This is a genomic window from Pseudoalteromonas sp. SCSIO 43201 (genome assembly GCF_023716725.1).
Lineage (GTDB): Bacteria > Pseudomonadota > Gammaproteobacteria > Enterobacterales > Alteromonadaceae > Pseudoalteromonas > Pseudoalteromonas peptidolytica.
In genome coordinates this window covers 517,028-530,313 of sequence record NZ_CP072684.1, presented here as the reverse complement: position 1 = coordinate 530,313, position 13,286 = coordinate 517,028, and the positions used below count along the sequence as shown (strand labels likewise).

Here is a 13,286-nt window from a genome sequence, read left to right as displayed (position 1 = left end):
ACACAATGGATAGAACACAGGAATTAACAAGCAACTACACTGAATCACAAGATACAGCAAGCTGGTACACCTATCAAAGCTACGTAGAGTCAAGTGCAAGAACGTATTCGCGAGTTATCGATAAAGTCATCGTCTCTGGTAAAGGTTCAATCCTTACCGATGCTGATGGAAAAGAATATGTCGATCTTTTAGCTTGTGCAGGGACATTAGCACTGGGTCATAACAATCCAGAAATTAAACAAGAGTTAATTAAGTACCTTCATACAGATGAAGTGATGCAAGGATTGGATATTTTAACACCCGCAAAATATGCGTTTACTAAAGAGTTATTGGGTTTACTGCCAGAAAAGTTTCGTGATGAAGCACGTATCCAATTTTGCGGCCCATCTGGCGCAGATGCCACTGAAGCTGCGATTAAGCTATTCAAAACTGCAACAAAACGTCGCACGGTACTTGCGTTTCATGGTGGGTATCACGGTATGACAGCCGGTGCATTATCACTTACCGGTAATCTCAGTGCCAAAGATGCTGTAGCGTCATTGATGCCTGATGTGCATTATCTTCCTTTCCCTTATGACTATCGCTCACCTTACTTGGTACAAGGTGACGAGTTAATAGAGACTTCTTTACACCATATTGAAACCGTCTTTAGCGACCCAGAAAGCGGTATAACCAAGCCTGCTGCTGTGATATTAGAGGCAATCCAGGGGGAAGGTGGCTGTATTCCTGCCCCTGCCAAGTGGCTCAAAGGCTTACGTCAATTGTGTGATGAATACGATATTCCGCTGATTTTCGATGAAATTCAGTGCGGTTTCGCTCGCTCTGGTGATTTATTCGCCTTTCAAAGTGCTGACATCATGCCGGATGCGATTTTACTATCAAAAGCACTTGGTGGCGGCATGCCAATGTCAGTTGTTGTGTATCGTGAAAAATATGATCACTGGAAACCTGGGGCGCACACCGGCACCTTCCGAGGAAACCAGTTGGCGATGATTGCAGGTCGCAAAGGTATGGAAATTATCCGTCGTGATAAATTGGCCGAAGCTGCTCAAAAAAAAGGGACATGGCTTAAAGCCGAGTTGGAAAAACTGAAGCAAAAGTACACCTTTATCGGGGATGTTAGGGGGCGGGGCTTGATGTTAGGAGTTGAAATTATTCACCCAAACACAGCCAGATCACCAAAGCACCCTGATTTGGGCGATGGCTCATTGGCTTCAGCAATCAAAAAACAATGCTTTGCCAATGGCTTGATTTTAGAAACTGGTGGTCGCTTTGGGGCTGTATTGCGCTTATTACCAGCTTTAACTATCTCGATGGATGAGCTCGAGCGTGCGCTTGAACTGCTTGATCTTAGCATGAGTCAACTAGCGCAGGGGTAAGTAAGATGAATTGTCCCGTTGTCATGAAGTTTGGCGGTGCATCATTGGGATGTGCTGAATCGATATTACGTGTCGCAAGGCTTATCCAGCAACAGCAGAAGCACACTCGAGTCATCGTGATAGTGTCAGGCTGTGGCAACGTGACAAATGATCTTGAAACCATTCTTGCTGACCCACACAAACCGAGCCAAAAACGCGCATTAGAACAAGTCAAGTTGTTCCACAGTGAATTACTTCGGCAATGCGCCCTAACTTTACAGGCAGAGCCTGAACTCACCGCCACCCAACATGTGATTTATGATCTATGTGACCACGCACTTGAGCTGCTTGATTACCCGGAGGTGGCTCATGATGACTTACTCACACTCGGCGAGCGGCTGAGCGCACAGATCATGATCGGTGTTTTACGTGTATTAGGGCTCAGTTGTGGCTATTTGGATGCCGCAGAGTTTATTCATTTATGCGGTGAAAAATCCGAACATCAGCCAGCCATTGAGAAGATCAGTCGTTTGTTGCAACAGGTTGCGAGACAAGCCAAGCACGTTAATGTCAGTGAAGGCTTTATTGCTCGCGCGGAAGATGGACAAATCGCCACATTAGGTCGCAACGGCTCAGATACAACTGCAGCAATCTGGGCTGTTGCGTTAAATGCAAGTCGCCTTGAAATTTGGAAAGAAGTAAAAGGGTTATGTAATGCCGATCCTAACATTATTCCAGAAGCCAATTTAATCACCGATATTGCGTTTGACGATCTGTGTGTTTTATCACAATTTGGTGCATCTGTGATCCATTACCCCGCGTTACAATTATTGCGACAACAGCGCTTAATACTTTCGCTAAAGTGTCCAAAAAATCCAAACACGCCAAAAGCCACTCATATTCATTTTGGTGGCGAGCGCCCCCCTGTAAGTGCATTAGCACTATTGAGTGGCGTGCAAGTCTTGCCCCATGGCGAACACCTAGGACTATTTTGTGTTGATAAAGGTGCGGCTGAACTGCGTTTTATTATGGAATTATTTTTACAAAACAAAATATTACATGCTCTTCAAAAGATACAGAAAAGTCAAAGCCTGTTGCTGCTTACGTTATTCAGCAATCAGTTTGCTATTGATACTCAGGCGTTAAAAAGTCAGCTATCCAAGCACGGGATATCGGTATTGGCAGTGTGTTCCGATGGTGCCAACGAATGCGTGAATCTCGTTATTGTCGCGGAAGAAAAAGCGCAAGCAATGCGGATTGCACATGCCCAGTTACGCCAGCAAATTACACAAAGTCAATGTATAGAAGTGAACGATGCAGTATAGAACCTTGTTTTTTATTTTGATTTTATTCCTAGGTATATCAATGAGCCAAGCACAAGTTGACCCAGCGATAAACGCTTGGGCACCGAAACTAGAAGCCATCACCGAGAAGCAGCAAAGCACTTTAAACGACATTTATCGTCATATGCTAGCTGGCAACTTTACGTTGGCTGAAACCGAGTTGGCAAAGCTATATAAGGAAGTCCCGCAAGTATTACCGCAGTGGCTTGCGTTGCTGACTGAGCAACAGCAATACGAAAAGATCCGCAAGTTAGTTGACGAGGGAATTGTTTCCCCTACGCATAGTAGTGCTGTGATAGCCAACACGCTCGCTTCTGGCTCTTTACCACAACTTTACTTCGAACAATCACAAGCCTCCATCCCGTTGCAAGGCCACTGGTTAGTGCCTCTGCCAAGAGTAAAGCTGAGGCTAAATGGACATGAATTCTACTTTGTGCTCGATACCGGTGCTTCTCAAAGTCTAGTGACAGACAAAGTGGTGAAGCAATTACAACTTGATATTGCCTCACAGCAGCAAGTCGAAATCGATACTGCAACTGCAAATACAGTCAAGGCTGACTTAGTGCGCTTGCCACCGTTTCAGCTCGGTCCGGTTAAAGCCCAAGATCAGCTTGCGCTCGTTGTTGATCACACTGAACTCGAACAGCGGTTTTTGGGGATTAATTGGTATCAACTTGATGGCATTATCGGCTGGCCAATCATAAAAGCATTGGATTTAACGCTTGATTTTGAAGAACAAATCGCTGAAATCAAAAAGCCTACACTGCAGCAAGAGAAAAACGGAAATCTCGTCTGGCTGTTTGACGACCCTATGGTGATCACCAAGGCAAAAAGTACAAATCAACTCTGGTTTTTAGATACCGGCGCAATGGAGAGTCAAATCACCAGTGATTACTTAAGTGCCGAACAATACCAATCCATCACTTGGAAAGAGAGAAAGTTTAATGGGTTAGGGGGCAAAGGGGCGGTGGAGAAAACCGCTAAATTTGGCCCTATCAGCATCCATTTTCCATCGATCACACAGCATTTTAAAAAACTGACGGTACGTGCCGACCATCAAGATTGCAGCCATAGTCGTTGCGATGGTCGATTGGGTGTCGACACCGCAGACAGCCTTCGCATGCATATTAATTTTCACGCCGCCAGTTTTGACATTCGCCATAAACACTGAGCTTCCCTAGGAACGTTTTACTCACGGAATACAAAAATGAACAATAATTCTAAGACTTCAATGCAATTATCGACAGCAGCGCGCTGGTTCGAAAGTCAAGCGAAACGTGGGTTTCGCTCAGCGATACCGGCCTCAGAAAATACACAGCATTCGGCAAATCAGGAGCATACGCACTATGTAGCCGATGTTTCAAGCTTACTAAGTGCAACTGAAGCATCCGCCAGCAGTACTTTGCTCACCGCGTTTATCGCTTATTTAGCAAGACTTACCCTGCATTCTGAGCAAGTGCTTGCAGTACAGGCTGCACCTCTATCGCAGCAAATAGCGTTGTTCAATATTGACTTTACGTCAGACTTTTCTCAGGCAATTAGAGAATGTGAGACCACTTTAGCCTCTGCTGCGCCCGTATCAAATGAAGCGCTTAGCCAGCTGGCGCAGCAACATGAACTAGAAAGTCATGCCGGTTGCGCTTCATTTACACAACTTGGATTTGCCAGTTGCAGCCAAAGCGCTGAAGTCAACTTGTCACAAATGGCGATATTATTATGTTTGCGCCATACCGAATCTGGATATAGCTGTGAGATGTCATTTGCAACCGCACTTTACAGTGAAGCGATTGCTCATAGCCTATTTAGCGGCTTTTTAGGTTTTTTAGAGGCTGCAACCTCGACACCGCAAGCGCCATTAAACACCTTAGCCCTGGTTGGAGAGCAAGCAGAAACATTGCTAGAGCTTGGACAGCCAAGCTACCAGGCAAAAGCTGAGATCAGCGACTTAGTCAGTGTCTTTCGGGCAAGAGTCGCAGCTCATCCGCAGCAAATAGCAGTACGAGAGGAAGCGCTTCACCTTACCTATGAGCAGTTGGACAAGCGCAGTGAACAATTGGCGCACATCTTACAGGGGCTTGGTGTTTCTAGTGGAGATACCGTAGCGGTGGCGCTACCACGTTCAGTCGCACTGGTTGAGACGTGCTTGGCAATCGTTAAACTGGGCGCCGCCTACGTACCGATTGCGTTAAATACTCCCATAGAGCGCCTGACTTTATTGCATGAACAGTGTCAATTTGCCGCTCTTGTGTGCGGGGAAAGCTTTACTCTGCGAGTGCCCGACGTTGCGGTGATAAACCTTGATAAAACAGCGTTAAGTGAAGCGGCTATTGAACCTGTGATAAGTGAGTTGGACCCGAGTACTCGAGCTTGTATTTTGTATACTTCGGGCTCTACGGGGAAGCCAAAAGGTGTGATATTAAAGCACGGAGGCCTCAATCGTATTGCACTCAACTTAGACCATGTTGATACCGACCAAAGCAGTGTGGTTGCCTTTTGTAATAATACCGCATTTGATGCTTGTAGCTTTGAGATGTGGCTGGCGCTATTAAATGGGGCATCGTTGGCCGTTATTTCACAAGAGCAGGTTCAAGATCCAAGGCGTTTTGGTAATGCACTTACTCAGCATGGTGTCACGCATAGTTTTTTAACCGTAGCGCTGGTGAATTTGTATGTGCAAGTTGATCCGAGCATCTTATGTGGTCTCGAGGCTTTGTGGTTCGGTGGAGAAGTGATCCCTGTCGAAACCTGTCGTCGCCTATTACAACATTCATTTTCAGGGAAACTGATTGCCTGCTACGGACCCACAGAAAACTCGGTGTTTTCTACCACGCATCTGCTTGATGAGTTAGCGCTAGAGCAAAACTCGGTTGCATTGGGACGCGCCTGTGCCTATTCCAATCATTATGTGCTGGATCCTCAGGGGCAGCTACTTCCACTTGGTGTCACCGGCGAACTTTACTTAGCGGGTGATGGATTAGCGGAAGGGTATCTAGCCGCACCAACATTAACAGAACAAGCATTCGTGAGTGATCCATTTAACTTAGGTACTATGTATCGTTCTGGTGACTTGGTGTGGATGGATGAACATGCCGTACTGCACTTTGTTGGACGTGCTGACAACCAAGTAAAAATCCGGGGACATCGTATTGAACCTGAGGAAGTACAGGTGCAACTCGGTCAACACCCTGATATTGCCCAAAGTCATGTTCGTGTTATGACGCGCAACGGCCAAAAGTACCTAGCCGCATTTATATGTTTTACCAATACGACGACATTGTCGGCGGAGCGCCGAGCCGAGCTGTTATCTTGGCTTGCTGAGCGTCTTCCACCATACATGTTACCGTCTAGTATTACTCAAGTTTCTGGCTTTACTTTAAATGCCAACGGCAAGATTGATAAAGCAGCTTTGCCTGAGCCGAGCGCAGCTGATCGTGGCGAGCAATCTGAATACATCGCCCCACAAGGTGAGTTAGAAGCTGCGATGGCGACGTTATGGCAAACCGTGCTCGAGGTGAAGGTAGGCAGAACCGACAACTTTTATCACTTGGGTGGTGATTCCATCGCGGCAATGAAGCTTGTTCATCATGCTTATTTACACGGCTTTGAATTAGACCCTGCTTGTATTAGCAGACACCCAAGGTTACATGAAATGGCCGTACATCTGCAGCCATTGCGTAACGTCGAGCTTCAAGCCGCTTGTGCTACCGGTAAAAAGCTCGCATCAGCGGCGCAGCAGCGGATGTACTTTATGCAGCAATTAGACCCTCATAGTGTTGCCTATAACCTAGGAGTAACATTAACGAGCCAGACACCCATTGATGCAAAACGGTTAGCTGTCGCGGTAAACGAGTTAATTCATCAACATGAAGTGCTGACACAAGGCTTTGCTTATGATGGTAAATTATGGCGCGAAACACGTCGTTTTGATGGCGTAACAGAGCATGCCTGTACTAGCGAGCAAGACGTAAATACACAGCTGCACTTACTTAATCAGCAGGTGTATGACTTAAACACAGATTGTCTCTTTAGGGTTGCTTTGTTAACTCATAATAATAGTGCCACGTTATATATTGGTGCACACCACAGCATCGTGGATGGCTGGTCACTAGATATTATTTTACGGACACTACATAGCCTTTATCATGGTGTTGAACACAACGAAGAAGCCCGCGCTTTTGACGACTATTGCCAACTAGAGCAGCAATGGTTAACCCGTGAGCAGGCCGAGTTGAGTACCGACTTTTGGTCTCGATACTTAGCTGAGCATAACCCTAGCAGTGCATTGCCGTTTGATTTTGCGAAAAAAGCGGATCATAAGGCACGTGCAGCTGTGCATAAACAAGTGATCAGTAACGATATTAATCTGCAGGTAACTGAGCTGGCTAAGCGCTGGCAGCTAACGCCATTTAACGTTTTCCTCAGTGCTTTTTATGCGCAACTAGGCTATCAAAATGGTGAAAGGCAGCTTACTTTAGGTACTGCTGTTGCTGGTCGTGAGTGGGGTGGGTTTGCTGATACTGTGGGCATGTTCGTCAACACGCTAGCGCTAAACTTCAGTGTTGATCTTAGCAATAGTTTTCAAGCAATCTGCAAACAAGTCGGCACCGAAAATCAGCAAGCATTTGCACAGCAACAGCTACCCTATGAGCGAGTGCAGCATAGCATTAGTGGCAGTGAAAGCCTGTTTAACGTGATGTTTGATATGCAAAACGCAATCACTTGGGGCGGCAACAGTGAAGGGAACTGGTCTAGCACGCGGATGCGTGTTGATGACCCCCAGTTTGATTTGACGGTCACTTTAGAGTCTCAGCATGACGGTCTTAACATTATTTGTGAGTATGATGCGAGCCTCTATCAAGAAGCCACGATTGTGCGTTTTATTTCCGCTTATCGTGAGCTAATCGGCAGAGCATGCGAACATCCAGAACAACCCCTATACGAGCTAATGGCGCTTACTAGCCAAGAGCAGCAGCTTGTAGATAACTATGCATCGGTTCGAGCTAATTCGTATCCCCATCAGCACTATCTCGACGCCTTTGACGCCAGTGTAGCTGAGTTTGCTGATGCTATCGCGGTTCAAGACAGTCATACAACACTGACTTACACTCAGCTAGACCAACAGGCTTGCGCATTAGCTAGGGCTTTAGTTGAGGCTGGAGTGAAGCTAGAGCAACCCGTTGCGGTCCATCTAGCGCGCGGTCATAAAGTGCTGGTGGCAATGTTAGCCATTGCTAAAGCGGGTGGCAGTTATTTACCATTTGATATGCGCTTACCTGCGCAGCGGATCCGCAGTCTCATCGAAGACCAAAGCATAGAGTTTGTGATTAGCGACAGTGAAGGTCCGTTTACTGGCGTTACTGTTGTGGATTCGGACGCAGTTGGTTGTGACACCATAGAGTTAACACAGATCCCACGCTTTGCTGCTCAATTGGCGTACACGCTATTTACTTCTGGTACCACGGGCAAACCAAAAGGGGCAATGACAACCCATCAAGGTATGGTGAACCACAATTATGCATTGCTTGACGAACTGTCATTCTCAACTTCTGACTGTTTTGTGCAAACGGCTGCATTATCTTTTGACATTAGCGTGTGGCAGCATTTAGCACCATTAATGTGTGGTGCTCGGGTGGCTATTTTAAGCGACCAAGAAGTGCTCGACCCTTTGTTATTCTTGCAAGCGCTAGGACGTTATAACGCGAGTGTGTTGCAGGTGGTGCCTGCGCAGTTGCAACAACTTATAGATCAAGCAGCGCAATTGGCACATGACCCGCTTGCTGCCCTACGCATTTTGATCCCAACCGGAGAAGCGCTGCCTCCAAGTCTTGCGAGAACTTGGTTTGATAATTATTCCATTCCAATGTTTAACGCATACGGCCCCGCAGAATGTAGTGATGATGTGACGTTGCATCATTTATTTGTAGCGCCTCCTGCTCATCAAAGCGTTTTACCTATTGGGAAACCCATTACTGAGTGTGGTGTATATCTTTTAGATGAAGCACTGCAGCCGGTACCTGTTGGCGCTATCGGTGAAATTTGTATTGCCGGAGAAGTGGTACTTGGACGCGGTTATTTGAATGCTCCAGCACTGACCGCCAATGCTTTTGTGGCAAACCCGTTTGGCGCGCCTGGCAGCAGAATGTATAAAACCGGTGATTTAGGTCGCTTTAATTTTGCGGGCGAATTGGAGTTTGTTGGTCGTCGCGACTTCCAGATTAAGATCCGTGGTATGCGGATTGAAATTGGTGAGATTGAGTCTGTGATGGAAATGGCACCCAACACAGCTCGCTGTATCGTATGTGCTGAACAAGGGCTCTTATTAGCATATCTGGAAAGTGAATTAAGCGTCGATACACTGCGCCTACATGCACAGGAGCAACTGCCAGAGCATATGGTGCCGAGCTACTTTGTGGTGATGGATAATTTGCCTGTGACTGCCAACGGTAAAGTAGACAGAAAAGCACTCCCAACATTGGCACAAGTTAGAACAACGGAAGTGGGTGAGTCACCTTACGGGGAAATTGAGCAGTATTTAGCAAAGCAATACGCGCAACTGCTTGATTTAGAAGTAAGCCAAGTGTACCGCGATGCGCATTTCTTCCGTTTAGGTGGACACTCACTGTTGGCGATGAAGCTAATTTCTGCCTTACGTAAGCACTATTCACTCAACGAAAAAGCAACCGTTAAAGCGATTTTTGATTATCCTAACTTAAGCGAACTGGCCACGTTTGTTGCCCAATCGACTATTGCACCGGGTGAGGTACTGGCCCAAGTAACGCTTGCCGATAACCAGCATTTTGCATTAACACAAACGCAGCAGCAAATGTTGTGGTTTGAGAAACTGCAGCCGGGCACCGCGCTTTATAATATGCCTAATGCTTGGCAAATTAATGGCGAGCTAGAGCGTGCCAAACTAGAGGCTGCGGTGACATTTTTACAACGCAAACACCCGATGTTGCGCGCACGTATTGATGAGGCCCGTAACCTACAGTTTATCTCTGAACACAATCAACCACTGACTGTGACTCAAGTGCCCAAAACCACCTCTATGTCGCAAGCAGTTAAGTTGATAGCCAAGCAGCCATTTGATCTGTCAGCTGGCTTGTTCGAGCCCATTTTACTTTGCTGGCCAAGTGGTGAGCAGGTATTAGTATTTAACATGCATCATTTGATCTCGGATGCTTGGTCAAGCCAAGTGATGTTGGCGGATTTGATGGCATTTTACAGCAATCAGCCAGTGCAAGACACAAGCACCTATCATTACGCTGATTTGGTGAATTGGCAGCAGCAAGCGAGCTATCAGCAAGAGGTTCAAGAAGCGGTATCTTGGTGGTGCGACTACTTACATGATGCACCGCATGTGTCGGCGTTACCTACGGCGCAAAAGCGTCCACCGCAACGTACGTTCCAAGGTCAAACGTGGAGTTTTAGTCTGTCTTCTGAGGCATCTAGCGCGGTTGCTGAGTTGGCGCAGGATGCTGAAGTTAGCTTATTTACCTTATTGCTAAGCTGTTATACGGCTTATATGTCGCTGTTGACAGGGGCTGAACAATTAATAACTGGGGTGCCTGTTGCAGGCCGTGACCGCACTGAATTTGATGAGGTAGTTGGCTTGTTTGTGAATACGCTGCCATTCAAAGCCCAGTGCCAGCCTGAGCTCAGTTTTACAGCATACTTGGCAAAAACACAGCAACAATGGTTAGAGATACTTGCGCATCAACAAGCCCCACTGGAAGCTATTATTGATGGTTTAGGTGTTGAGCGAAGCGCGGGTATTAACCCTCTTGTGCAGCTGATGTTCAACTTTGAACAAGGTGGCGCATCGCAAACTTTTGGTGGATTGACTTGCACTGAAATAGTCACAGATCACGATACCGCCAAATTCGATTGCCTGTTATCGATGTCTTATGATGGTCAGCTGTGTCAGGGGAGCTTTGAGCTTCCTAGCGATCTTTACCATGACGCTCAAGCGCAGGCACTTGTTAATGGCTTTGCTTATTTTGTTGAGCAAGTGGTTCAAGATGCAGACAAACCATTAGCGGCGATACCACTTATTGATACGGCGCAGCAACAGCAAGTGCTTAAGCTTGGTCAGTCTTTGGTATCTCCTCAGCATACTTCATGCGATCTTATCAGCAGTTTTATGTCCAGCGCCACCGCGTATCCACAGCGAATTGCCGTGCGTGAAGGAGATAAAACTCTGAGTTATCAAGCGCTTGATCGAGTGACTAACCAATTAGCTCATTACTTGATTGAAAGTGGGGTTCAGGCAGGAGGTAATGTTGCTATTGTTATGCCTCGTTCAATGGATTGGATCCTTGCAGCAGTAGCCATAATCAAAACAGGTGCGGCTTATGTGCCTATTGATCCGCGCTGGCCGCAAGAGCGCATTCACTTTGTTTTACAACAGGCTAATATCAATATTGCATTTGCTGAGCAGTCGTTGTCTGAGCAAGTCTCGTCACTTTCTTTGCCCACTCTGCTTCCTCAGTTAAATGACTATGCAATCACGGCGCCAATTAAGAGCGTAACTGCCGACAGTGTTGCCAATATTATTTATACCTCAGGGTCAACGGGTCAACCTAAAGGGGTTGTGACGCCACACCGTGGGATCACCAGGCTGGTACTGAACCCAGCAGAAGGTGGGTTAGATTCACACTGTGTGGTCAGTTTTATGAATAACCCAGCGTTTGATGGCGCGACATTTGAAATTTGGTCGGCGCTGCTAAGCGGCGGTTGCTTGGCTGTGGTGACAGAGCAGCAAGTGCTTGCGCCAACTGAATTTGCCAAAGTGGTTGAACAAACGGGAATTAACTATGGCTTTATGACCGTTGCGTTATTCAATCAATATGTGAAAACCGAACCGCGCATGCTACACAGCTATCGACGTCTTTGGATTGGCGGTGAAGCGGTGTCTTCTCCGAGCTGTAAGGCACTGCTTGAAAGTGGTTTTAAAGGCAAATTGTGTAATGGTTATGGCCCTACGGAAAATACGATTTTCTCTGTAACCTGTGAGATCACCTTAGCGATGGTGCAAGGGACAGATGTACCACTTGGGCATGCTTGTGCTTGGGGTAGTCACCTTATACTAAACGCCGCAGGACAATTAGTGCCATTGGGCACGCCGGGTGAGCTATGTTTAGCCGGTGAAGGATTGGCGCACGGTTATCTTGCTCGTCCTGAACTAACGGCTCAAGCATTTATTCAAAACCCTTATGGTGAAGGGAACTTGTATCGCTCAGGAGATCAGGTGTATATGGCAGCTGATGGCACTATACATTTCCTTGGGCGAATCGATAATCAGGTTAAGATCCGTGGTCATCGAATAGAACCTGAAGAGCTAAAAAATCAGTTAGATCAGCACCCAGACATTGAAAATAGCGTTGTTGTTGTGAAACAACGCGGTGAGCTGGCGTATTTGGCTGCGTATATCAAAGTAACACCTCAAGCGCAGATAAACCGTGGATCAGTGCTAACTTGGCTGAAATCTCGTGTCGCCCATTATTTGCTTCCATCTACTGTTACTCTAGTTGAGCAATTTACGCTTACGCACAATGGCAAAGTAGATGCGCGGGCCTTACCTGAGCCAACTGAAGCTGATTGGGGCAAAGTGATAGATGACATGCCACTGACCCAACAGCAGCAAAAACTAGCCGCCATTTGGCATAAACTATTAAAGGTGACACCCACCGCAAAAGACAACTTCTTTGCGCTTGGTGGTAACTCTATTTTGCTGATGCAGTTGGTCAGTGAAGTGAAAATGGCATTAGCAACAGACCTAAGCATTGCTGAGTTGTTTATGGCGCAAACGCTCGAAGAGCAAGCCGAGTTACTTACGCAAGCTGACCGGTCTCAAGTTGCTGCAATATCCACACCTGAATCATTCTCACAAGCAAGTCCTGCACAAACTCGTATGTATTTTATGCAGCAGTTGGAGCCCACAAGTACGGCTTACAACATCAATCTTGTGGCTGAATGTGCAGCGCTTGACGCGAAGCAATTACAGCAAGCCTTGATAGCGCTGAGCGATATGCATCCGGTGCTATGTCAACGGTTTGAAGAGCAAGCGGGTGTGATCCAACGCATTGCAGGAAACCCATGCCAGCTTGAAGTGGTTGAGCTTGATAGTGATGATCAACATGAGGTCGAGCGATATGCAGCGCAATGTGTTAGCAAAGCCTTTGATTTGGCCTGCGACTGTCCTTTACGTGTTACGTTAATCAACAGCCAATCTCGACACTTTATAGCGTTGAGTGCACACCACATTGCCTTGGATGGATGGTCACTAAACAAGTTATTCAATGATTTAGCTGTAGCGTATGAAGGTGGTGAACTTGCTGTCGCAGAACCATTTGCATTGGATTATAACGACTATTGCTATCAACAAACGAACTGGATGCAAAGCGCCGAAGCACAAGCGCAACGCGCCTTTTGGCAAGCATATTTAGAGCAAGCCAATGAAGGGATTAGCTTACCGGTTGACCACCAAAAGCGTCCAGAGCGTAACCCTGTCGCTGCTTATTATGATATTAATCTGGAAGCGAGTGTCGTGGCTCAAATTGAGCAACTGGCTAGTCGATATGCT

The 13,286-nt window shown here is 46.7% G+C and carries 4 protein-coding genes (1 of these 4 cut by a window edge); all 4 read left to right on the top strand.

What is annotated here, in order from left to right; genetic code table 11:
• The first annotated feature begins 5 nt into the window (after positions 1-5).
• Tightly spaced (at most 40 nt apart), the 4 genes in view from J8Z24_RS18975 to J8Z24_RS18960 form a layout consistent with a single transcriptional unit that may run on beyond the window.
• Positions 6-1,379 carry a diaminobutyrate--2-oxoglutarate transaminase family protein gene (locus J8Z24_RS18975; RefSeq protein WP_252096010.1) on the top strand — a complete coding sequence of 458 codons (1,374 nt, stop codon included), beginning with the start codon at positions 6-8 and terminating at the stop codon, positions 1,377-1,379.
• 5 nt (positions 1,380-1,384) lie between these two features.
• Positions 1,385-2,683, top strand: a complete 1,299-nt coding sequence (locus J8Z24_RS18970) for an amino acid kinase family protein (RefSeq protein ID WP_252096009.1) — start codon at positions 1,385-1,387, stop codon at positions 2,681-2,683.
• A 40-nt stretch (positions 2,684-2,723) separates the two neighbouring features.
• Positions 2,724-3,872: a retropepsin-like aspartic protease family protein gene (locus tag J8Z24_RS18965; RefSeq protein ID WP_252096008.1), complete on the top strand. Its 1,149-nt coding sequence runs from the start codon at positions 2,724-2,726 to the stop codon at positions 3,870-3,872.
• 36 nt (positions 3,873-3,908) lie between these two features.
• On the top strand, positions 3,909-13,286 hold the 5' end (the start) of the coding sequence (locus J8Z24_RS18960; protein ID WP_252096007.1) for a non-ribosomal peptide synthetase. 11,784 nt of this gene lie beyond the right edge of the window; the window shows 9,378 of its 21,162 coding nt (coding positions 1-9,378); the start codon lies at positions 3,909-3,911; its stop codon lies off the right edge, out of view.